This is a genomic window from Roseovarius sp. MMSF_3350, assembly GCF_030733425.1.
Taxonomy (GTDB): domain Bacteria; phylum Pseudomonadota; class Alphaproteobacteria; order Rhodobacterales; family Rhodobacteraceae; genus Roseovarius.
The window spans coordinates 51051-71922 of sequence record NZ_JASHIZ010000008.1; the positions used below are offsets into that span (position 1 = coordinate 51051).

Annotated in this window: 22 protein-coding genes; 11 read left to right on the plus strand and 11 right to left on the minus strand. The window is 65.9% G+C overall.

All coding sequences use genetic code 11. From position 1 onward, the window contains the following. The first annotated feature begins 195 nt into the window (after window positions 1–195). Complete coding sequence (gene ctaD / locus RBB31_RS09375) at window positions 196–1872, plus strand: cytochrome c oxidase subunit I (RefSeq protein WP_306129029.1); 1677 nt, start codon at window positions 196–198, stop codon at window positions 1870–1872. A gap of 80 nt (window positions 1873–1952) precedes the next feature. Then, window positions 1953–2504, plus strand: a complete 552-nt coding sequence (locus tag RBB31_RS09380) for a hypothetical protein (RefSeq protein WP_306129030.1) — start codon at window positions 1953–1955, stop codon at window positions 2502–2504. 133 nt (window positions 2505–2637) lie between these two features. On the opposite strand, the gene RBB31_RS09385 is transcribed toward RBB31_RS09380, so the two are convergent. From RBB31_RS09385 to RBB31_RS09395, 3 genes are all read right to left on the minus strand, one after another. Further along, the gene (locus RBB31_RS09385; RefSeq protein WP_306129031.1) at window positions 2638–3393 is read right to left on the minus strand and encodes a MipA/OmpV family protein; all 756 of its coding nucleotides are present in this window, start codon (window positions 3391–3393) and stop codon (window positions 2638–2640) included. A gap of 89 nt (window positions 3394–3482) precedes the next feature. Next, complete coding sequence (locus tag RBB31_RS09390; protein WP_306129032.1) at window positions 3483–4265, minus strand: MBL fold metallo-hydrolase; 783 nt, start codon at window positions 4263–4265, stop codon at window positions 3483–3485. Between the two features lie 240 nt (window positions 4266–4505). After that, complete coding sequence (locus RBB31_RS09395) at window positions 4506–5816, minus strand: glycine cleavage T C-terminal barrel domain-containing protein (RefSeq protein WP_306129033.1); 1311 nt, start codon at window positions 5814–5816, stop codon at window positions 4506–4508. A gap of 140 nt (window positions 5817–5956) precedes the next feature. Between RBB31_RS09395 and RBB31_RS09400 the strand changes: the two genes are divergently transcribed. Further along, on the plus strand, window positions 5957–6886 hold the full coding sequence (locus RBB31_RS09400) for a dihydroneopterin aldolase (protein ID WP_306129034.1): 930 nt from the start codon (window positions 5957–5959) through the stop codon (window positions 6884–6886). A gap of 122 nt (window positions 6887–7008) precedes the next feature. Then, complete coding sequence (gene folP / locus RBB31_RS09405; RefSeq protein WP_306129035.1) at window positions 7009–8019, plus strand: dihydropteroate synthase; 1011 nt, start codon at window positions 7009–7011, stop codon at window positions 8017–8019. A gap of 33 nt (window positions 8020–8052) precedes the next feature. On the opposite strand, the gene RBB31_RS09410 is transcribed toward folP, so the two are convergent. Beyond that, complete coding sequence (locus RBB31_RS09410; RefSeq protein WP_306129036.1) at window positions 8053–8979, minus strand: DMT family transporter; 927 nt, start codon at window positions 8977–8979, stop codon at window positions 8053–8055. 101 nt (window positions 8980–9080) lie between these two features. On the opposite strand from RBB31_RS09410, the gene RBB31_RS09415 reads away from it, so the two are divergent. Beyond that, window positions 9081–9245, plus strand: a complete 165-nt coding sequence (locus tag RBB31_RS09415; RefSeq protein ID WP_306129037.1) for a hypothetical protein — start codon at window positions 9081–9083, stop codon at window positions 9243–9245. A 59-nt stretch (window positions 9246–9304) separates the two neighbouring features. Here the strand turns inward: RBB31_RS09415 and ilvC are convergent, their stop codons facing one another. Then, on the minus strand, window positions 9305–10327 hold the full coding sequence (gene ilvC, locus RBB31_RS09420; RefSeq protein WP_306129038.1) for a ketol-acid reductoisomerase: 1023 nt from the start codon (window positions 10325–10327) through the stop codon (window positions 9305–9307). Window positions 10328–10456: 129 nt separating this feature from the next. On the opposite strand from ilvC, the gene RBB31_RS09425 reads away from it, so the two are divergent. The 4 genes from RBB31_RS09425 (at window position 10457) to RBB31_RS09440 (ending at window position 13209) form a co-directional block, all read left to right on the plus strand. Further along, on the plus strand, window positions 10457–10915 hold the full coding sequence (locus RBB31_RS09425) for an Lrp/AsnC family transcriptional regulator (RefSeq protein WP_306129039.1): 459 nt from the start codon (window positions 10457–10459) through the stop codon (window positions 10913–10915). Continuing rightward, entirely contained in the window at window positions 10912–11370 is a 459-nt protein-coding gene (locus RBB31_RS09430; RefSeq protein WP_306129040.1) for an Lrp/AsnC family transcriptional regulator, read from the plus strand. Before RBB31_RS09425 ends, RBB31_RS09430 begins: the two co-directional genes overlap by 4 nt. A 206-nt stretch (window positions 11371–11576) precedes the next feature. Then, the gene (locus RBB31_RS09435; RefSeq protein WP_306129041.1) at window positions 11577–11921 is read left to right on the plus strand and encodes a hypothetical protein; all 345 of its coding nucleotides are present in this window, start codon (window positions 11577–11579) and stop codon (window positions 11919–11921) included. Between the two features lie 160 nt (window positions 11922–12081). Beyond that, window positions 12082–13209 (plus strand): aminotransferase class V-fold PLP-dependent enzyme, encoded by a 1128-nt coding sequence (locus tag RBB31_RS09440; protein WP_306129042.1) that lies wholly within the window; start codon window positions 12082–12084, stop codon window positions 13207–13209. 217 nt (window positions 13210–13426) lie between these two features. Here the strand turns inward: RBB31_RS09440 and RBB31_RS09445 are convergent, their stop codons facing one another. The 4 genes from RBB31_RS09445 to RBB31_RS09460 form a co-directional block, all read right to left on the minus strand. After that, window positions 13427–14101 (minus strand): M50 family metallopeptidase, encoded by a 675-nt coding sequence (locus RBB31_RS09445; protein ID WP_306129043.1) that lies wholly within the window; start codon window positions 14099–14101, stop codon window positions 13427–13429. Window positions 14102–14103: 2 nt separating this feature from the next. Continuing rightward, window positions 14104–15306, minus strand: a complete 1203-nt coding sequence (locus tag RBB31_RS09450; protein ID WP_306129044.1) for a UbiH/UbiF family hydroxylase — start codon at window positions 15304–15306, stop codon at window positions 14104–14106. A 59-nt stretch (window positions 15307–15365) separates the two neighbouring features. Next, complete coding sequence (locus RBB31_RS09455) at window positions 15366–15500, minus strand: hypothetical protein (protein ID WP_306129045.1); 135 nt, start codon at window positions 15498–15500, stop codon at window positions 15366–15368. 168 nt (window positions 15501–15668) lie between these two features. Then, entirely contained in the window at window positions 15669–16313 is a 645-nt protein-coding gene (locus RBB31_RS09460) for a pyrimidine 5'-nucleotidase (RefSeq protein ID WP_306129046.1), read from the minus strand. A 105-nt stretch (window positions 16314–16418) separates the two neighbouring features. Between RBB31_RS09460 and RBB31_RS09465 the strand changes: the two genes are divergently transcribed. Continuing rightward, the gene (locus RBB31_RS09465) at window positions 16419–17069 is read left to right on the plus strand and encodes a GntR family transcriptional regulator (protein WP_306129047.1); all 651 of its coding nucleotides are present in this window, start codon (window positions 16419–16421) and stop codon (window positions 17067–17069) included. Here the strand turns inward: RBB31_RS09465 and RBB31_RS09470 are convergent. Then, window positions 17043–18959, minus strand: a complete 1917-nt coding sequence (locus tag RBB31_RS09470; RefSeq protein ID WP_306129048.1) for a glycosyltransferase — start codon at window positions 18957–18959, stop codon at window positions 17043–17045. The two genes, RBB31_RS09465 and RBB31_RS09470, sit on opposite strands and share 27 nt — an antisense overlap. 82 nt (window positions 18960–19041) lie before the next feature. Then, complete coding sequence (carA, locus tag RBB31_RS09475) at window positions 19042–20190, minus strand: glutamine-hydrolyzing carbamoyl-phosphate synthase small subunit (protein WP_306129049.1); 1149 nt, start codon at window positions 20188–20190, stop codon at window positions 19042–19044. Window positions 20191–20384: 194 nt separating this feature from the next. Between carA and RBB31_RS09480 the strand changes: the two genes are divergently transcribed. Next, window positions 20385–20846: a GatB/YqeY domain-containing protein gene (locus tag RBB31_RS09480; RefSeq protein ID WP_306129050.1), complete on the plus strand. Its 462-nt coding sequence runs from the start codon at window positions 20385–20387 to the stop codon at window positions 20844–20846. The last annotated feature ends 26 nt before the right edge of the window (window positions 20847–20872 follow it).

Sequence of the window (20872 nt, forward strand, 5' to 3'; positions counted from 1 at the left end):
TGCGGGGACTTCAACGAATTTCGCCTCTCGGCACACTGCGACAAAAAATATCCGCATATGTCAATCTGGCGCATTGCTCATCGTCGCGGGGCATTCTAGAACCTCTCTCGTGTTGCGGGACACGTCGCGGGGGAGTCTGCCTGACCCTTTCGCCAGCTGGTGTCCCCGTATAATTGACCAGCAGGAGGCACCCAGATGGCAGACGCAGCCATTCACGGCCACGGACACGAAGACAATCGCGGGTTCTTCACCCGCTGGTTCATGTCCACCAATCACAAGGATATCGGGATTCTCTACCTGGTGACGTCCGCATTCGTCGGGCTGATCTCGGTGGCGTTCACCGTCTACATGCGGCTCGAACTGATGGAGCCGGGTGTGCAGTACATGTGCATGGAAGGCGCGCGGTTCACCGCGGCGGCCGCCGGCGAATGCACCCCGAACGGGCACCTCTGGAACGTCATGATCACCTATCACGGTGTGTTGATGATGTTCTTCGTGGTGATCCCCGCCCTCTTCGGCGGCTTCGGCAACTACTTCATGCCGCTGCAGATCGGCGCGCCGGACATGGCGTTCCCGCGCCTCAACAACCTCAGCTTCTGGCTCTATGTCGCCGGCACCTCGCTGGGGGTCGCCTCGCTTCTGGCGCCGGGCGGCAACGGGCAGTTGGGTTCCGGCGTGGGCTGGGTGCTGTATCCGCCGCTCTCGACGACCGAGGCGGGCATGTCGATGGACCTGGCGATCTTTGCCGTGCACGTGTCGGGCGCAAGCTCGATCCTGGGCGCGATCAACATGATCACCACCTTCCTGAACATGCGCGCGCCGGGCATGACACTGTTCAAGGTTCCGCTGTTCAGCTGGTCGATCTTCGTCACCGCGTGGCTGATCCTGCTGGCCCTGCCGGTCCTGGCGGGCGCGATCACGATGCTGCTGACCGACCGCAACTTCGGCACGACCTTCTTCGATCCGGCCGGCGGCGGTGACCCGGTGCTCTACCAGCACATCCTGTGGTTCTTCGGCCACCCGGAAGTGTACATCATCATCCTGCCCGGCTTCGGTATCATCAGCCACGTGATCGCGACCTTCGCGCGCAAGCCGATCTTCGGCTACCTGCCGATGGTCTGGGCGCTGATCGCCATCGGCTTCCTCGGCTTCGTCGTGTGGGCGCACCACATGTACACCGTGGGCATGTCGCTGACCCAGCAATCCTACTTCATGCTGGCCACGATGGTCATCGCGGTGCCGACGGGCGTGAAGGTGTTCAGCTGGATCGCCACGATGTGGGGCGGCGCGATCGAGTTCAAGACGCCGATGCTCTGGGCGTTCGGTTTCCTGTTCCTGTTCACCGTGGGCGGCGTCACCGGCATCGTCCTCAGCCAGGCGGGCATCGACCGGGCCTATCACGACACCTACTACGTGGTGGCACACTTCCACTACGTGATGTCGCTCGGCGCGGTGTTCGCGATCTTCGCGGGGGTCTATTTCTACTTCCCCAAGATGACCGGGCGCATGATCCCCGAATGGATGGGCCAGTTGCACTTCTGGGCGATGTTCATCGGTGCGAACCTGACCTTCTTCCCGCAACACTTCCTGGGACGTCAGGGCATGCCGCGCCGCTACATCGACTACCCCGAGGCGTTCGCCATCTGGAACTGGTGGTCTTCGATCGGTGCGTTCCTGTCCTTCGCCTCGTTCATTTTCTTCTTCGGCGTGGTGTTCTACGCACTGTTCCGGGGCGCGAAGGTGACGCAGAACAACCCGTGGAACGAATACGCGGACACGCTGGAATGGACCCTGCCCTGCCCGCCGCCCGAACACACGTTCGAGCAGCTGCCCAAGCGGGAAGACTGGGACAAGCAGCCCGCACATCACTGATCGGCGGCTGTCCAGCCTGAGCCAACACGCAGGCCCCGGAGAAATCCGGGGCCTGTTTCGTTCAAGAGAGGCTTCGCGGGATGATCTATCTTGCCTGTATCGTCGCGACCCTGATCGGTGGCATCGCCCTGCACCGGCGCGGCGCAGCGCCGTGGCGACTTTATGTCTTGGGAACCGAGATGTTCCTGCTGATCGGCGTCGCGACCGTGGTGGTGGCCCGATGGGCGCCGCACCTGATCCTGAGCTTTCCGTTCGGTTCCGGCGGGGCGATGCGACAGTGGTCCTATGGCGGCGGGCCAACCTACGAAGTCGTCGTCGCCCCTCTCATCGGTGTTCTGCTGGCGCTGATCCTGCCGGCAATGGTCTGCGCCCTGATGTGGTGGCAGCAACGCATCGGGGCGATGTTCCATCCCTCACTGACCCGCTGGCTGTTCTGGCCGATCGCGGCGAGGCTCATGCTGATCCCGGGTGCGGTGACGCTGGTGCTGGTCAATGGCGGCACGCAGATCGCCGACCCAAACTCGATCCTGAAGCTGGGCGCCCTTGCCCGCTCGACCGGACTCGTCGCATTCGCCGCACTTGCGGCGCTGACAGGCTGGTCCCTGGTGCGGTGGCTTGTAAGTCGCCGCTGAGGCGCGCCAACGACTGACCTTTGACCTGGACCTTAACCTCGCGCCGTCCCTGCCGCTGGATCGCTCGCGGGAAAGAATGCGAAGCCCCCGAAGAGACCTGGGCTATCTGACAGACACATCCGCAAAGCCCGCATCAGCGACCGAAGTTGAACCGCCGCATGACCACCAGCGAGGCGACAAAGCTGTCGTCGTCCTGCACGATCGGCGAGTCCGCTGCGTCGCCGACATACCGGTTCCAGGCCAGCGTTCCGTCGAGATACCAGTTCTGCGACAGCTCGTATTGCGCGCCCACCTCGATCCCCGCGCTGACGATGCCCGAGCCGGGCGCGTAGGCGGGAAAGGCCGATACGGCCGCCTCGGCTGGGGTGACCCCGAAATAGGTCGCGCTGTAGTCGTCCGAGCCCCACAGCACCCGCGGCCCCACGGTGACGGTCCAGTCGTCCGAGGGGCGGAAGATCGCGTCGGCGCCCAGCTCGCCCACCCAGCTTTCGTGGCCGACGACGCCATACCGCACGTCCGCGAAGGCCTGGAAATTCTCGGCGGTGTAGCCGATGCCGCCGCCGATCTCGACGCTGAAATCGACATCGTTCAACCCCGCCAGCTCTGCATGATCCGAACTGTCACGTTCCCCGATCAGGCGGAACGCGCCGCGCGGCCGCCAGCCGAGGTCCACCGCGTTGGGATCGGGGTCGCCGAACTCCAGCCGGCCGATCTTGAGGTGGCCGAACCTGAACCCGCCGGTCACGCCCGCCTCGTAATCGTCCGAACCGAAATACTCGGGCTGGTAATTGCCGCCGATGCCCGCCGAGAAGGACAGGCTGGGGCCGGACTGGGCCAGGGCCATGCCGGGAAGACACGTCATGGCGGCGATCAGGATTGTGACTTTCATGGGGCTCTCTATATCTAGCAGGCGTGTATGCGGTGGCGGTGTCGTGCCACCGCGCCCTGCCTCGGGCGCGGCGACTTGGTGCCCGGGCGTCAGCTCAGGCTGCCGTTGTACCAGTCGTGCAGCGACACCTCGGTCTCGGCCCCGGCCTCCTCGAGCATCTGGGCAAAGGCTTGGGGGTCCTGCGTGCCGCCGTCGCGGCCGCGGTAGTGGTAGGGGACCACGACCGCAGGGGCGAATTCGGCCACCGCGTCTGCGGCCTGTTCGGCGGTCATGGTGAAGGGCAGGTTCATGCACACGAACGCCACGTCGATATTTTCCAGCGCGCGCATCTCGTCGGTGCCTTCGGTATCGCCCGAGATATAGATGCGGTTGCCGTCCACCGTCACGACGAAACCGATATCGCCGCGGTCCTGCGGGTGGAAATCCAACCGGCCTTCGGTGATGTTGTAGGCTGGCACGGCCTTTATGCCGAGGCCCATCATTTCGGTCGTCTCGCCCGCGGCAATGGCCTGCGCGCGGCCCTGCATGTTTTCGGGCATCATGCCCATCACGTCGGCATTGGTCAGGATCGGCACCTCTGGCAGCGCGCTCAGGAGGTCGGCGCTGTAATGGTCGCCATGGCGGTGGGTGATCAGGATCAGTTCGGGCTCGGGCAGACCTTCATACTCCGACGCCTCGCCCACCGGATCGACATAGACCACGCCTGCCGGCGTTTCCATCACGAAGGAGGCGTGCGAGATCGGGTGAATGCTGACGGCCCCGTCGAGAAAGCTCATGCTGGCGCCTTCCTCGGCGGCAAGGGCAAGCGAGGGCAGCACGGTCACGGTCCCGACCGCGGCGCTGCCGATCAGGAATTTGCGTCTGGTGGTCATTGGGGTACCTCCCCGTCTGTTGCGTGGGGTGGCGGACCGGCGGAAACCGGAACGCCATTCGCCGAGAAGAATAGTGCGAAGCCCGGCCGTGGCGAGGGGCGCAATGTGCGGATTGCGGAAATCTTCGCACCGGGCCGGTGGCCGCCGGGTTTCCAGCCCATGAAAGCCTTGGCGACCTCTTCGGACCAGACCCAGATGACTCGCATGCCGCCCGGCAGGCGCAACGCCGGAGTCCAGGGCTCAGCCGCGAACCTCGCGCACATTGGGGTGCTCGGATTCGCGGAACGGCACCTCGCAGACCTCCGCCGCGGCCGCATGACCGGAATTCTCGGCATAGGCCTCGGGCAGTTCCACCTTCAACTGCGATCCGGTCCCGGACAGGCTCCACGGCACGAAGGCCAGCGCGATGTTCACTTCCAGTTCGGGCGACCACCATGCGGAGGTGACATAACCCACCCGGTTGCCGTCCGCGTCCTGCACCAGCCAGAAATCGGAGGGATAATCCGTCACCGGGAGCCCGCCCAGCTTGATCCCCACCATCTTGAGGCGGAACGGGTAATCCCCTGCCTCGATGGCCTCACGCTGACGTTCGAGCGCCGCCTTGCCTATGTAATCCGCCGTCTTTTCCCTTGGCACCTGGTAGGCCAGGTTCACTTGGAAAGGCGAGGTTTCGTGATCCATGTCCTGCCCCCAGGACAGGATGCCGGCCGCGATGCGGCGGTGATGCCCGGGCGCGATCACCCGCAGGCCGTAGCGCGCGCCGGTGCCGCGTATGGCGTACCACACTTTCTCGGCATTCTCCGAGGCGTCGCGCACATAGACCTCATAGCCTTTCTCGCCGGAAAAGCCGGTCTGGCTGATCACGACGGGCGCGCCACCGATCTGCGCTTCCATCATGCCGTAGTAGGGAACGTCACTCAGCGCCTTCCCCACCAGGTCGACCATCAGGTCTTCGGAGAGTGGCCCCTGCACCTGCAGCGGAGCGACGTCGATCTCGTCAATCTCTACGTCCCAGTTGCCGTGCACGTTGACGCCGCGCAGCCAAAGCAACAGGTCGGAATCCGAGATTGAGAACCAGAATTCATTCTCGGTCAACCGCAGCAGCACCGGGTCGTTCAGAATGCCGCCCCGGGGGTCGCACAGGATGCAGTACTTGCCGTGCATCGGTTCTATCTTCGTGGCATCGCGGGTGATGACGAAATTGACAAACGCCTCGGCGTCGGGCCCGCGCACGCGGATCTGCCGCTCCACCGCGACATCCCACAGCGTGACGCGATGCACCAGGCTGCGGTACTCGGCCATCGTGCCGCCGTCCTCCTCGCGGACATAGCCGCGGGGGTGGTACATGCGGTTGTAAACCGTGGCCCGCCACGCCCCCGCCTCGACCGACAGGTGCCAGAAGGGCGACTTGCGGACTCGGGTCGAGACCAGCATCTCGACCGGGGTCGCGCCTGACTGCCGCAGGTTGACCGGCACGATCCGGTCGCTCTGATCGACTTCCGCGACGTTTGGATGAATGAAACTCCGGTTCTGCGCGTCGTTCGCTGTCATGAGCGCTCTCCTGTTATTCCCGTGGGAAACGTGTCTCGGCCCGCTTGCGTTCCGTCCCCGGCGGGCCGACGAATTTACGGGTTCCACCTGTCCCCCGCTGCATGGTATGCCCGGCAGGATGAAAGCTGGGGGAGGCCCACATGTCCAAGGAAATCCGGCTCGCGTTCGCGCACCCGTCCGAACGCGCCGATGCGACCGCGCCCGACGGGCCGCTCGACCGGATCTCGGTGCGCGACCACGTGGTCGAGGTCGAGATCGGCGCCTTCCAGGCCGAGCGTGGCACCACCCAGCGCGTCGCCTTCAACGTGGTGGTTGAGGTGCGCCCGATGACCGCCGCGATCGATGACGACGTCGACCGCATCCTCAGCTATGACAAGGTCACCGAGGCGATCGCCGCCGAACTGGCCGAAGAACGCCTGAACCTGCTGGAAACACTGGCCGACCGCATCGCCGAACGCATCCTGCTGGAACCGCAGGCGGTACGAACCTTCGTGCGGGTCGAGAAACTGGACCGTGGCCCCGGTGCGCTCGGGGTGGAAATCGTCCGCTCGGTCGAGGACCTCAAGACCAAGCCCGTGGGCCATCACGCCGACATCACACCGCATCCGCATGTCGTCTACCTGTCGAACACCGCCATCGGCTCGCCCAACCTGTCGCGCTGGCTCGACCAGCTTCAGGCGCGGGCCGAGCCGGTGATCCTCTGCGTCGGCCACAACCGTGTCGACAGCCCCAAGACCGGGCACCGCATGTCGCAGCGCCGCGTCGATCTGCTGGCGCTGGAACAGAACGCCTGGGTGCTGGCGGGGCGCGACGACCGCTGCGTGGTGGTGGGCACGCGGACGGAGCTGGACTGGGCGATGAAGAATGGCCAGATCTGCGTCTGGGCGCCCTCGAAGATCGTGCTGGACGCCGTGGACGGTCCGCGCACCGGCCCGGACGATCCGGTGGGCTTGGCGGCATGGTTCGCCGGGCACATGGATGCCTCGGACCTGCTGTTGATCGGCGAGATGCCGCCCAAGGATCCGCCCGTGCCGGTACTGGTGCAGGACATCGCCCAGAGCGGCTTGTGAAACCGCGTCTCACAAGCTGTCCCGGACTTGATCCGGGACCTCCCAACCGCCTTGCGCCACGCCCCGGCTCCAAGGCAAACCCGTCCCGGGCTTGACCCGGGACCTCGTATCGCCCAGACGACATGCCCTACTACCGCCCCATCCCCCGCACCGATCACGCCCGTTCGGCCACGGCCCTGCCCCTGGCCGGCGGCTGGTGCTGGTTCGACACTGTCGAGGTCCTTGACCGCGACGCACCCGCCCGGCTGATCCCGGCGCACGATGTTCCGGCCGAGGTACTCACCCGGCTGACCGCACCCCGCGCACCCGTCGTCGGGCTCGACGTGTCGCGCCCCACCCTGATGGGCATCCTGAACGTCACACCCGACAGTTTTTCCGATGGCGGCGAACACAGCGCGCCCGATGCGGCCCTGGCGCGGGCCGAGGCGATGGTCGACGCGGGCGCCGAGATCGTCGATATCGGCGGGGAATCCACACGCCCCGGTGCGGCAGTGGTGCCGCTGGACGAAGAAATCGCCCGCACCGCGCCCGTGATCGCCGCCCTGCGCCAGCGCTCGGACGTGCCCGTCTCCATCGACACCCGCAAGGCCCCCGTGGCCCACGCCGCGCATGAGGCCGGCGCGAACCTTGTCAACGATGTGGCCGGCTTCACCTTCGACCCCGCGCTCGCGCCTTTCTGCGCCGAAGCCGGGCTGCCGGTCTGCGTCATGCACGCCCAGGGCACGCCGGACGTGATGCAGAAGAACCCGCGCTACGAGAACGTCGCGCTCGACATCTACGACTGGCTCGATGAGCGGATTACGGCGCTCGAGGCCGCCTGCATCCCCCGCGACCGGATCATCGCCGACCCCGGCATCGGTTTCGGCAAGACGCTGGAGCACAACGTGACGCTTCTGCACAACCTCGCGCTCTTTCACGGGCTGGGTTGCACCGTCCTGCTGGGCGCGTCGCGCAAACGCTTCATCGGCACGATCGGCGGCACCGAAGAGGCGCGACACCGCGCGCCCGGCTCGATCGCCGTGACGCTGGCCGGGGTGGCGCAGGGCGTCCAGATCCACCGCGTGCATGACGTGGCCGAAACGGCGGAGGCGCTCAGGCTGTGGATGGCCGCCACCGTTGCCGCGGAAAATTAGAAATTTTCCGGCCCGATAAAATTCGTACGAATTTTATCGGGTGCCGAACAACCGCCGCAGCGCGCCCAGCTGGCTGAGCGCCACACCGCCCAGGATCAGCGCGAGCCCCAGAAAGAGGCTGGGCGGCAACGCCTCGAACAGCACCACCGCGCCGAAGATGATCGACCAGATCGGCACCTGGTAGTTCACCAGACTCAGGAACACCGGGCCGGCATCACGGATCACGGTCACCAGGATGATCTGGGCCACGCCCGTGGGCAGGAGACCAAGATAGATCAGCGCCCAGAACGCCCGGCCCTGGGGAATTTGCGGCACGCCTTCGATGTAGAGCGCGTAGGGCGTGAACACGACCGCCCCCACGGTCAGCACCGCTGCGGCCAGGGACATGCGGTCAACCTCCGGCGCCAGCCGGGTAAAGATCGACCCCACCGCGTAGCAGCCCGCCGCGCCCACGCAGGCCAGCCGCGCCAGTGTCTCGAACTCCGCCCCGGTCGAGCGGAACGCTTCCGGCCCTATGATCACGATCACACCGGCGGTCCCCATGACGAACCCGACCGCGCGGCGCAGGTGCATCCGCTCTCCCGGCACCAGGACATGCGCCAGCGGCAGAACGAAAAGCGGCACCGCCGCCATGCAGACGCCCGCAAATCCAGAGGCGACCACCTGCTGCCCCCAGCTGAGCAGGAAGAACGGCAAGGCGTTGGAAAAAAGACCCATGGCCAGGATGAACATCCACAGCCGCCCGGCCTGCGGCCCGCGCCGAGGCGGCAGCCCCCGGCCCATCGCGCGGCAGAGCACCAGCAGGAACAGCGCCCCGAGGCACAGCCGGACCGCCACCACGGTCAGCGGTCCGACCCCTTCCAGTGCCACGCTCACCGCCATGAAGGAGGCGCCCCAGATCATGCCCAGCGCACAAAGTCTGAGCCAGTTCAGCGGCCCGACAACAATCGTTTTTTCCATTCAATTTAACTCTCTGGGATGCCGGTGCGTGTCAAAACGTCCCTCGCGTATTGTCTTTTACGACGGCGCAGTCAGGTCATGTGGACGAAAGGAGGCCCAACATGGAAATAGCCATCGGCGCCGCGGCCCTGTCGATCATCACCCTGGTGATCGTTCTCATTCTGGCCGCGCGCAACAAGCAAAAGACCGAACAACGCAGGAAAGATCCCGATGTCCCGCCAAGTTCGCTCGCCAAGGACGGCGATTCTCACAAGTCGGTCGACTGAAAAGAACGAAAAGAGCCGGTACACGTTACCGGCTCTTTCCTTTTTTGGTCCCGATGGCGTCAGTTCTTTTCCTTGTCGACCATCTTGCCGGCGGAGATCCACGGCATCATGGCGCGCAGCTTCTCGCCCACTTCCTCGATCTGGTGCGCGTCGTTCATGCGACGGGTGCCCTTGAAGAACGGCTGGCCGACCTTGTTCTCGGTCATGAAGTCGCGCACGAAGGCACCGGTCTGGATGTCGTGCAGGATCGCTTTCATCTCCTTCTTGGTCCGCTCGTAGGGCAGAACCCGCGGGCCGCTGACGTATTCGCCATACTCGGCCGTGTTCGAGATCGAGTAGTTCATGTTGGCGATGCCGCCCTCATAGATCAGGTCGACGATCAGCTTCACCTCGTGCAGGCACTCGAAATAGGCCATCTCGGGCGCGTAGCCCGCCTCGACCAGCGTCTCGAAGCCCATGCGGATCAGCTCCACCAGGCCACCGCACAGCACGGCCTGCTCGCCGAAGAGGTCGGTTTCGCACTCTTCGCGGAAGTTGGTCTCGATGATCCCCGAACGCCCGCCGCCGATGGCCGAGCAATAGGAAAGGCCCAGTTCCAGCGCCTTGCCCGACGCGTCGTTGTGCACGGCCACCAGGCAGGGCACGCCGCCGCCCTTGGTGTATTCGCCGCGCACGGTGTGGCCGGGGCCCTTGGGCGCCATCATGATGACGTCGACGCCCTCTTTCGGCTCGATCAGGCCGAAATGCACGTTCAGGCCGTGGGCAAACGCAATCGCCGCGCCTTCGCGGAGGTTGTCATGCACGTGGGCTTTGTAGGTCTCGGCCTGCAGTTCGTCGGGCATGGTGAACATCATCAGGTCGCACCAGGCCGCCGCCTCGGCGATGCCCATGACCTTCAGGCCCTCGCCTTCGGCCTTCTTGGCCGAGGGGCTGCCCTCGCGCAGCGCCACCACGAGGTTCTTGGCGCCACTGTCGCGCAGGTTCAGCGCGTGGGCGTGGCCCTGGCTGCCATAGCCCAGGATGGCGACTTTCTTGTCCTTGATCAGGTTGATATCGCAATCGCGATCGTAATAGACGCGCATGGTTCTCTCCTTTGTCGTCAGATGACGTGGAAGATGAAGAATATTTCGCAAGCGATCCCGGCTTTTTCGATAGGATTTTCGGAATTGATGCGATAATCATTCACTGTTCTGCAAATTCTCGAAAATTCCATGCAACTCGACGACACCGACCGCCGCATCCTGCGCCAGTACCAGCACGACCCGACGCTCGGCCCCGCCGACCTAGCGGGGCTCGCAGGCGTCACACCCGCCACCTGTGCCCGGCGGCTGGACCGGATGGCGCAGGCCGGGCTTTTGCGCGGCAATCACGCGGTGATCGACTGGGCCGCGCTCGGCTATACGGTCGAGGTCTCCTTGCGCATCACGCTCGACAAGACCCTGCCCACCGCCTTCGACGAGTTTACCGACGCCGCCCGCGCCATCCCCGAGGTTCTGGAAATCCAGTCTTTCCTGGGCCGGGTCGACACGCGCCTGTCGGTCATCGCCCGCGACATGGCCCATTACCAGGAGATCTATCGCACCGCGATCCTGACCCTGCCCCACATCACCGATATCGAGGCCTTGATGCACGTGGCCCGGATCAAGACCAACGAGGTCTTGCCCCTATGATCGAACTGGACACCACCGACCGCCAGATCCTGCGCGCGCTGGTGCAGGACGCCACGCAATCGGCGGGCGCCATCGGCCGTGCCCTGGGTCTCAGCCAGCCCGCGGCGTGGCGGCGGATCAAGCGATTGCGCGACGCCGGCATCCTGAAAACCCAACGTCTCGATCTGGACAAGGAGGCGTTGGGGTTCGGCGTCACCGTCTTTCTGGGCCTGAAACTGGCCACCAAGGGCCGCGTCAGCCTTGCCGATTTCGAGCGCGCCGTATCAGCCATCCCCGAGGTTCAGACGGTCGAGCATATCCTGGGCCTCTACGACTATCGCCTGCGTGTGGTGGCCCGTGACATCTCGGATTTCGAGCGCGTGCTGCGCCGCCGCATCATGACCCTACCGGGGGTCGGCGGCGTCGAGGCGAACGTACTTCTCAGCGAGGAACGGCGCCCCGGCCCGATCGGTTAACAGGGCCGCCGCGGTATGCCGCCGTATGCGTGTATGCAAAAGTATTCTTTATTTACAGTGATTTATTCCCGAGGCGCATGGCCGGTATGCGGAATGGACGACTAGCCGCGGCCCTCGCGGCAGGACTATGCTGCATCGCAGAATCAGCGTGCCGGCTCGACATCCCCCCAATGACGGCACCCACCCGCAACGAAATGAGGTACCCCATGAAAGCCATCCTTACCGCCGCCGCCTTTGCCCTGACAGCCACCACGGCCTTTGCCGATACCGTCACGGTGACACGGGCAAACGCCGGCGCGACGCTACACGAAACCGATGCCGACATGAGCGTCTACTGGGTCGAGGACGGCGACGCCTACGCGCTGACCGCCTTCTATGTGACCGGCGAGGCGCCCGCCGATCCCGCCCGCCTGCGGATGCACCTGGCGGATGGCGACAAGGTCACGTTCGGTCTGCCCGGCGTGAAAGACCGCCTGTTCACCTTCGCTCGCGACGGCGAAACGGTCTCGGTCCGGTCGGCCCGGGTCAGCGTCGATTACGCCAGCAAGTAAGGCCGGCCATCGGTCATGCCCCGCCGCGGCGCCCCGTGCGTCGCGGCGTTTGCATGCAATAGGCCGGGAATGCCCTTCGACGTGACGGCATGACGCCCTGTCATCCTGCCGCGCGCCGGGGCATACTGCCGGCAGTTTGCCAAACCAGGACAGGACGCTCATGACCGCTCTTCGCCCCGATATCGACCCCGACGGCCTGCTGGAATATTCCGTCGTCTTCACGGACCGTTCGCTCAATCACATGAGCAAGGTTTTCCAGAAAGTCATGACCGACATCTCGGGCATGCTGAAAGAGGTCTACAACGCCTCCGCCGTGGCCATCGTGCCCGGCGGCGGCACCGTCGCGATGGAGGCCGTCGCCCGCCAGTTCGGTCATGACGCCCACGCGCTGATCTTGCGCAACGGCTGGTTCTCCTACCGCTGGAGCCAGATCTTCGAGGCCGGACAGTTCACCTCGGACACCACCGTCTGCATGGCCCGCCAGACCGGCAACGGGGCGCAGGCCCCCTTCGCCCCCGCCCCGATCGAGGAGGTCACGGCGAAGATTCGCGAGGCCAAGCCCGACGCCGTCTTCGCGCCGCACGTGGAAACCAGCGCCGGCATCATCCTGCCCGACGACTATATCACCGCGTTGGCCGAGGTGGCGCATGAGGTGGGCGCCCTGATGGTGCTCGATTGCATCGCGTCGGGCTGCGCCTGGGTCGACATGGAACAGACAGGCATCGACGTGCTGATCTCGGCCCCGCAAAAGGGCTGGTCGGCCTCGCCCTCGGCGGGTCTGGTGATGATGTCGGAGCGTGCGCTGGAGCGGCTGGCGGCCACGACCTCTGACAGCTTCGCCATCGACCTCAAGAAATGGCACGCGATCATGCAGGCCTATGAGAACGGCGGCCATGCCTATCACGCCACCATGCCCACCGACGCCCTGCGCGGCTTCCGCGACACCATGCAGGAGACGAGGGAATACGGTTTCGAAAAACTGCGGCAGGCGCAATGGGATCTGGGCAATGCGGTGCGCGCCATGCTGGCGGACAAGGGCGTGACCTCCGTCGCCGCCGAAGGCTACGGCGCGCCGGGCGTGGTGGTCAGCTATACCACCGACCCGGAGGTGCAGAACGGCAAGAAATTCAGCGAGCAGGGCATGCAGATCGCCGCCGGCGTGCCCCTGCAGGTGGGCGAGCCCGACGGGTTCATGACCTTCCGGCTGGGGCTTTTCGGTCTGGACAAGCTCTATGACGTGGAGGCCGCGAAAGCCCGGCTGCAAGAGGTGTTCGACAAGGTTCTGTAGCCCCCGGGCGGAATAGAGGCGCAGCTAGCTGCGCCGCCGCGCGATCGGCCGCTGACCGAAAGGCGATTGCCTGCAATCGCCGAAAGGGGGGCCGCCCCCCGGTCTGGCGATTGGTAGCCGTAAGCGCTTCAATTTGAGGTTTTTCGGAGTTGGCAGCCATAAAGTGCGCGGAACGACCGCCGGGTCGCCATCCCGCGGTCTGACGATCGCGCGGCCCCTACCGCAACCGTATATTGCTCTGCGCCCCCAGCCCCCGGCGCAGGCACATCCAGATCACCCAGGCGCTGGCCGCCAGCCACAACCCGCCCCACATCCAGGGGGTGCCGCCGAACTCCTCGGCCAGCATCCGCGCGTCGGAATGCAACCAGCCGCGTGCGATGGTGTCGCTGTATATGTCGAGCGGCACATAAACCATGCAGACAAGGCCGATCACCCGCAGCATCAGGTCGTTGACGTCCCGTGGCAGAAATTTCGCCGCCAACAGCATCGCCGCGCCCGTTCCTGCCCCAAAGACCAGCGCGAATGGCGACCGAATATACAGCACCGTCACCGCCAGCAGCGTCAGCCCGAGCAGGCTAAGCACCACCCGGTCGGCGCGGGTCCGCACCGCGGCCATGAAGAGCGCCACGCCGATCAGAAGAGAGCCGAGATAGCCCGCGCTGAGGCTGATAAAGCGATTGCCCCCGCGCGACGTCACCGCCCCGCCCTGCATCGGGTCGAGCGTCAGGTCCAGAACCTCGCCGCCGGTCAGCAGCACGGCCACCACGTGACCCAGCTCGTGCAGGAACACCACCAGCAGTTTCAGCGGGATCACCAGGGGCGTCCGCCACAGCAGGGCAATCGCGGCCACCAAAAGCAGCAATTGCCAATGCCCGCGCAGGAGTGCCCGCATTCTCAGCCCCTTGCGCCCAGCCCCAGCTGCATCAGCGTCTTGCGCACCGGGGCCAGCCCATAAAGGGCGTTCAGCGCCTGCGCTCGCGCGTCGCGTAGCACCGGCGCGCTGACCATCGAGGCGCGGTTCAGCACGTCGATGCCCGTGACCCGCGCCATCACCTCCCAGTGGCGGCGCTGGTGGTAGGTCTCCAGCATTTCGCGGTCGCCAAGCCGATCAGGATGCGCCGTGGCAAGCTCCAGCAGAACATGCAGATCGCCAAGGCTCATGTTCAGCCCCTGCGCCCCGATAGGCGGCACAACATGCGCGGCCTCGGCCACCAATGCCACGCGCTCGGCCGCCATCCGCTCGGCCACTTGGCTGATGATCGGCCAGACCGTCCGGCGCGAGGCCAACGTCAGCGGGCCGAAAAGGTGGCAGGACCGCGTGCTCATCTCGGCCTCGAACGCGGCCTCGTCCAGCGCGGCCAGCCGCTGCGCCTCGGGGCCTTCCTCCATCCACACCACGGCCGACGAGGGCCGCCCTTCGTAATCCGGCAGCGGGACCAGCGTGAACGGGCCGCCCGTGCGGTGGATCTCGGTCGAGACATTGCCATGCGGGATCGGGTGCGTCACGGCAAAGGCCAGCGCCTTTTGACCATAACGCGTTGTTTTCACCGGGATACCTGCAGCCTCCCGCATGGGCGAGCCGCGCCCGTCTGCAGCCAGAACCAGCCGGGTGCGGATCTTGCTGCCATCGCTCAGGCCCACCCGCGCCTCGGCCTCGCGGGTAAAGAGGCTCTCCGCCGCCACGCCGGGGCGAAACTCCACGGTGCCGAGGCTGTCCAGCTGCGCCACCATCTCGCGCCGCAAAAGCCAGTTGGGCAGGTTCCAGCCAAAGGGCTTTTCCGAGATGTCGCCCGCGTCGAAATCCTTGACGATGCGCGGCTCCGGCACTTCGCCGCCCGCGTCGACGATGCGCATCACTTGCAAGGGCGTCGCCTCGGCGTCCAGCCGGTCCCATATCCCCGCCTCCGCCAAGAGCGCCTGCGCCGGTTGAAGGATCGCGGTGGTGCGCAGGTCCGAGCCTTCGGCGTCGCGCTCGGTCACCGGCGGGGCCGGATCGACGCACAGCACGCGAAATCCCGCGCCGCCAAAGAGGGCCGCCGCCGACAGACCGGCCACGCCGCCGCCGGAAACAAGGATGTCATGATCAAAGCGGCTCATGCGCAGGCCTCCCTTTCAGCGGCACCATAGACCGCGTGCGCACCGACCGCCAGACCGGCTCAGGCGCGCGAGATGATCAACAGAAACACCCATATGACCGGCACGAGAGCCAGCGCGGGCAGGTAGAGCCCCGGCACGCCCCAGAGCACGATGGCGCCGCCCCAAACCGTCAGAAGAACGAGCCGGAACAGCAAGATACGTACTGTAATTGATGTTTCACTCAAACGTTCCGCCGGGGGTCTCCCGGCTTCGTTTCCGGCGCCGTGGGTCTGTGTCATGACATGCGTCCCGCGTGGTGTCTCGCTGCCGGACGTAGGATGCGCCCGCGCCGCGAAAAAGGTGCAAATCGCCGCAGCGGGATGTCAGACAAGGCTTGACAGGAAGCCCGGCAAATCGTCGGTGTGATGGTGAACGTGATCGGCCTCGATCGCCTCGGGGCCGACCAGCACGGTGCGCATTCCCATCGCGTGGGGAGCCGCAAGGTTGCGCACGTCATCCTCGAACATCGCGGCGCGCGCGGTGACCACGCCATCGATGGCGAACACCCGGTCGAACGCCGCCCGGTCCGGCTTGGGGTGGAAATCCGCATGCTCCACGCCATAGATCGCGTCGAAAAGCCCGTCGAGCCCCCGCGCCTCGACCACCCGCTGTGCATAGGGGGCCGAGCCGTTGGTATAGACGATCTTGCGGCCCGGCAGCGCCCGGATATGCGCGGCCAGCTCCGCATCCGCCACCAGCACGTCGAAGCAAATGTCGTGCACATCCGTCAGGTACGGCCCCGGATCGACGTCATGCTCGCGCATCAGCCCGGCCAGCGTCGTCCCATGCCGGCGCCAGTACTCCAGCCGCAGCCGGTCGGCCTCGGCCCGGTCCACGCCCAGCGCATCCATCACGAATTGCGTCATCCGGACCTCGATCTGGTCGAACAGGCGCATCTCGGGCGGGTAAAGCGTGTTGTCCAGGTCAAAGACCCACGTGTCCACATGCGCGAAGAATTCTTTCGCCATCGCTTCCATCCGCTCTTAATTGTCGCAGGGCCCGGCAACGCTTGCACCCGGCGCCCTGCCCCGCATATCCTCGTCGTCTGAAACCTCATACCAAAAGAGAGTGCGATGACCATAGCCGCGCCGCAGAAAGATGCCTATCACCTGATCCTCGAGGCGATCGACACCGGCGATTACAAACCCGGCGACCGCCTGGTGGAAAGCGACCTGGCAGAGCGGTTCGGGGTGTCGCGCACACCGATCCGCGAGGCGCTGCAACGGCTGGAAACCCAGAGCCTGCTCACGCGCGACGGCCGCAGCCTGATCGTGTCGTCGCTCGATCACAACCAGCTGGCCGAGCTTTACGTGGTGCGCGCCGAGCTCGAGGGGCTGGCCGCCAACCTTGCCGCCCGTCACGCCGCACCCGAAGAGGTCCGCGTGCTGCGCGACATGGTCACCGACGACCACGCCCTCGTCGACGATCCCAAGGCGATGGCGCGCGCCAACCGGCGCTTTCACAAGCAGATCCATCTGGCCTCGCACAACCGCTTCCTGGTGCAGCAGCTGGACCTCGTGCATCGCTCCATGGCCTTGATGGCGACCACCTCTCTGGCCGCGATGGGCCGGCCCGAGGATGCCCTTGCCGAGCACGACGCCATCGTCACCGCCATCGAGAACGGCGATGCCGAGGCTGCGGGCGAGGCCCTGCGCGCCCATATATCCAAGGCTTTCGTGACCCGGCTCAAGCTCGATTCAGGGGAACTGGGTACGCTGATCTGACGCGGTCTTGGCAACCGGCGGGGGCGCCACGCGCAACGACAGACCATGCTTCGTCTTGTCCCAGAAGAACGGCTTCAGAACCAGTTCGTAAAGCGCCTTGTAGGCGGCGATCGCGCCCAGCGGCCAGTACAGGTGCATCGTCGGCACCCAGAGCATGAGGTGGCGGTGCTTCGGCCCCGTGACCGACGCGGCGTAGATCGTCAGGTTCAGCACCTCGATCGCCAGAAACAGCGCCCCGAACGCCCCCAGCACCACCCGCGGCAACACCGGGTCCAACGGGTGCGGCATCCCGAAAAAGACCAGCCAGAACGACCACAGGAACGGTGCCAGCATCACCTGGCTCAGCGCGGTGACGAAATGCGCCTGGAAGCCCCAGAATTTCCACGCGCCCAACTGCCGGTATAGCAGGCGCGGCTGGCGCATATGCACCAGGTAGGTCGTCATGTAGGCCTTGAGCCAGCGCGAGCGTTGCTTGACCCAGGCCCAGGGCTGGCAATTCGCCTCCTCCTCGGTGACCGTGGCCACCATTTCGGTGCGAAAGCCGTGCCGGGCCAGCCGGAAACCAAGATCGGCGTCCTCTGTCACGTTATGCGCGTCCCACCCGCCCAGCGCCTCCAGCGCATCGCGGCGGAAATAGAGCGTCGTGCCGCCCAGCGGAATGGCAAAGCCCAGCCGCGCCATGCCCGGCAGAATGGTGCGGAACCACGCGGCATATTCGATGGTGAAACAGCGCGCCAGCCAGTTCTGGCGCGGATTGTAGTAATCGAGGATGCCCTGGAGGCAGGCGACCTCGGGCGCGGCCTGCTGGAACTGCCGCGCCACGCGGGTGATCTGGTCGGGCTCGGGCGCGTCCTCGGCGTCGAAGATGCCGATGATGTCGCCCTCGCAGAAATCCAGCGCATAGTTCATCGCCCGCGGCTTGCTCCGGGGATGACCGTCGGGCACGACCACCACGCGGATCCAGCTGGGCAGGTCGATCTGCGCCAGGGTGGCGCGCGTCAGGTCGTCCTCCTCCTCCAGCACCAGCACCACGTCCAGCAGGCACTTGGGATATGTCAGCTGCGTCAACCGCGCCACCAGCGCGTGGGCCACTTCGGTTTCGCGAAAGAGCGGGACAAGCACGGAAACCCGGGGCAACGGCATCTGTTCCACCGGCTCCGCCAGCGCGGGGGCCACCGGCCCCTCGACCAGCCGCGCCGCGAAGGCCGCCAGCTTGAACATCGCCGACACGATCAGCGTGAACGCCGCCCACCCGACCAGCAGCGCCATGACCAGGCGCGGCAAGGCCACCGTCAACACGGCCAGCGCCATCAGCGCCACCATCACCAGCGCAAGACGCCGGCCATAGTCTTGCGCCCAGGTGCGGCAGCTTTCGATCAGTGGCACGCGGGCCTGCGCGGCCGCGGTCAGCCGCGCGGCGAAACGCTCTGCCACATGGGCCTGAACCACCTCGCGCGGGGCCAACAGGATGCGTGCCCGGCCCAGCTCTTCTGGCAGATGCGCCCGGGCGAAAGCCAGTGCCTCGGGGTCGCCGCTGACGATGGCGGGTTTGCCGTCATGGTCGGTGACTGGAAAAAAGGCATACCGCAAAAAGATGTGCGGCGCCGACTCGACCGCCAGGGGTGGCAGCGCGGCGATCTCTTCGGCCTCGACCCGGCGCGAGCGGAACCGGCGGGCATGGGCATCCAGCAGGTCGCCCCGCGTGACCAGCCCCTCTGCCAGCAGGATGCGGCCGACATCGGCGTCGCAATGACGCTGCACCTGCCGCGCCAGCATGGCGTCGCGGGCACCCAGCGTGCCGCGCTGCACCAGGTCGGCCTCTATCGTTCCCGTCTCGAGTCTGGCGGCGTCTCCGAACGGCCCCGCCTGTCGCAGTTCCGATATCCCCATATCCGTCTGCCCTTCTGCGTGACAGACGCGGTTTACCAGCAGATGGTTAATGGCCCGTAAAGAAACGGTTAATGCAGCGGGCTCAGCGGTCCATCGACGCGGCGAAGCGCTCGAACAGGTAGAAGCTGTCCTGCGGTCCGGGGCTGGCCTCGGGGTGATGCTGGACCGAAAAGACCGGGCGGTCGGCCATGCGGATGCCGCAGTTCGAGCCGTCAAAGAGCGACACGTGCGATTGCACCACGCCCTCGGGTAGGGTCTGACTGTCCACGGCGAACCCGTGGTTCATCGAGGTGATCTCCACCTTGCCGGTGGTCAGGTCCTTCACCGGGTGGTTCGCGCCGTGGTGGCCGTGGTTCATCTTGATCGTCCGCGCGCCCAGCGCGAGCCCCAGCATCTGGTGGCCCAGGCAGATCCCGAACAGTGGCAGGTTCTTTTCCAGAACGCCCCGGATCATCGGCACGGCATATTCGCCCGTCGCCGCCGGGTCGCCGGGGCCGTTCGACAGGAACACGCCATCGGGGCTTTGCGCCAGCACGTCCTCCGCCGTGGCCGTGGCGGGCATCACCGTCACCTCGCAGCCCGCGCTGGCCAAGCAGCGCAGAATGTTGCGCTTGGCGCCATAGTCGATGGCGACGACCTTGTGGCGCGCCTGCGTCTGGCGGGGAAACCCGTCGGGCCAGGCCCAGCGCATCTCATCCCAGCGGTAACTTTGCGCGCAGGTCACCTGCCGGGCAAGGTCCATGCCCTCCAGCCCGGCAAAGGCGCGGGCCTTGGCGACCAGCGCATCGGTGTCGAAATTGCCGTCCGCGCGGTGTGCCAGCGCCACGTGGGGCGCGCCCTGCTGGCGGATGGCCCGCGTCAGCCGGCGGGTGTCGACGCCACCGATGGCCACCCGGCCCCGCCGCGCCAGCCACTCGCCCAGCCGCTCGGTCGAGCGCCAGTTGCTCGGCTCGGTCGGGTCCCACTTCACGACCATGCCCTCCGCCACCGGATCGGCGGTCTCGTCATCGTCGGGGTTCACGCCCACGTTGCCGATATGCGGAAAGGTGAAGGTCACCACCTGCCCGGCATAGCTGGGGTCGGTCATGATCTCCTGGTAGCCGGTCATCGCGGTGTTGAAGCAAAGTTCCGCCGCGACCTCGCCCTCGGCCCCGAACCCGCGCCCGTAGAACAGCGATCCATCGGCCAAAGCCAGGCAGGCGGTCGGACGGGCATCGGGCGCGTGCGTCATGGGGGATTCTCCATCGGGCAAATTGCGCGGAACCTATGGTCGCGCGCCCGCGCGGTCAAGGCCACGTTTCGCGCCGCGACGTCACTCGCCATGGCCCGCAAAACAAGGGGCCCCGCATTGATCGCCGCAGTTGCGCCCCTATATGCTTTCCGGTACTGTCCCACGTTTACGGGATGACAAGAGGATACCCTGACATGGGATTGCGCGAGCGCGTGAACGACGCCCTGAAACAGGCCATGAAAGACAAGGACACGACGCGGCTGGGCACGCTGCGGCTGATCAATGCCGCGATCAAGGATCAGGACATCGCCCGCCGTGGCACCGACAACGAGACCGGCTGTTCCGATGGCGACATCCTTGCCATCCTTGGCAAGATGACCAAGCAGCGCCACGAGAGTGTCCGCGCCTACGAGGAAGGCGGCCGGCTGGACCTTGCCGAGGAGGAACAGCGCGAGATCGAGGTGATCGAGGAATTCCTGCCCCGGCAGCTCGACGACGAGGAAGTCACCAAGGCGATCGACACCGCCATCGACAGGACCGGCGCCAGCTCGATCCGAGACATGGGCAAGGTGATGGGCCACCTCAAGGAAAACTACACCGGCCAGATGGATTTCGGCGCGGTGGGCCCGCGGGTCAAGGACCGGCTCTGCGCCTGAGGCGCGGGCCGGACCGCACCGGGACC

Bases quoted from the DNA above. Each gene is read 5' to 3' on its own strand.
- ctaD (WP_306129029.1), top strand. From the start codon at position 196: ATGGCAGACGCAGCCATTCACGGCCACGGACACGAAGACAATCGCGGG.
- RBB31_RS09380 (WP_306129030.1), top strand. From the start codon at position 1,953: ATGATCTATCTTGCCTGTATCGTCGCGACCCTGATCGGTGGCATCGCC.
- RBB31_RS09385 (WP_306129031.1), bottom strand. From the start codon at position 3,393: ATGAAAGTCACAATCCTGATCGCCGCCATGACGTGTCTTCCCGGCATG.
- RBB31_RS09390 (WP_306129032.1), bottom strand. From the start codon at position 4,265: ATGACCACCAGACGCAAATTCCTGATCGGCAGCGCCGCGGTCGGGACC.
- RBB31_RS09395 (WP_306129033.1), bottom strand. From the start codon at position 5,816: ATGACAGCGAACGACGCGCAGAACCGGAGTTTCATTCATCCAAACGTC.
- RBB31_RS09400 (WP_306129034.1), top strand. From the start codon at position 5,957: ATGTCCAAGGAAATCCGGCTCGCGTTCGCGCACCCGTCCGAACGCGCC.
- folP (WP_306129035.1), top strand. From the start codon at position 7,009: ATGCCCTACTACCGCCCCATCCCCCGCACCGATCACGCCCGTTCGGCC.
- RBB31_RS09410 (WP_306129036.1), bottom strand. From the start codon at position 8,979: ATGGAAAAAACGATTGTTGTCGGGCCGCTGAACTGGCTCAGACTTTGT.
- RBB31_RS09415 (WP_306129037.1), top strand. From the start codon at position 9,081: ATGGAAATAGCCATCGGCGCCGCGGCCCTGTCGATCATCACCCTGGTG.
- ilvC (WP_306129038.1), bottom strand. From the start codon at position 10,327: ATGCGCGTCTATTACGATCGCGATTGCGATATCAACCTGATCAAGGAC.
- RBB31_RS09425 (WP_306129039.1), top strand. From the start codon at position 10,457: ATGCAACTCGACGACACCGACCGCCGCATCCTGCGCCAGTACCAGCAC.
- RBB31_RS09430 (WP_306129040.1), top strand. From the start codon at position 10,912: ATGATCGAACTGGACACCACCGACCGCCAGATCCTGCGCGCGCTGGTG.
- RBB31_RS09435 (WP_306129041.1), top strand. From the start codon at position 11,577: ATGAAAGCCATCCTTACCGCCGCCGCCTTTGCCCTGACAGCCACCACG.
- RBB31_RS09440 (WP_306129042.1), top strand. From the start codon at position 12,082: ATGACCGCTCTTCGCCCCGATATCGACCCCGACGGCCTGCTGGAATAT.
- RBB31_RS09445 (WP_306129043.1), bottom strand. From the start codon at position 14,101: ATGCGGGCACTCCTGCGCGGGCATTGGCAATTGCTGCTTTTGGTGGCC.
- RBB31_RS09450 (WP_306129044.1), bottom strand. From the start codon at position 15,306: ATGAGCCGCTTTGATCATGACATCCTTGTTTCCGGCGGCGGCGTGGCC.
- RBB31_RS09460 (WP_306129046.1), bottom strand. From the start codon at position 16,313: ATGGCGAAAGAATTCTTCGCGCATGTGGACACGTGGGTCTTTGACCTG.
- RBB31_RS09465 (WP_306129047.1), top strand. From the start codon at position 16,419: ATGACCATAGCCGCGCCGCAGAAAGATGCCTATCACCTGATCCTCGAG.
- RBB31_RS09470 (WP_306129048.1), bottom strand. From the start codon at position 18,959: ATGGGGATATCGGAACTGCGACAGGCGGGGCCGTTCGGAGACGCCGCC.
- carA (WP_306129049.1), bottom strand. From the start codon at position 20,190: ATGACGCACGCGCCCGATGCCCGTCCGACCGCCTGCCTGGCTTTGGCC.
- RBB31_RS09480 (WP_306129050.1), top strand. From the start codon at position 20,385: ATGGGATTGCGCGAGCGCGTGAACGACGCCCTGAAACAGGCCATGAAA.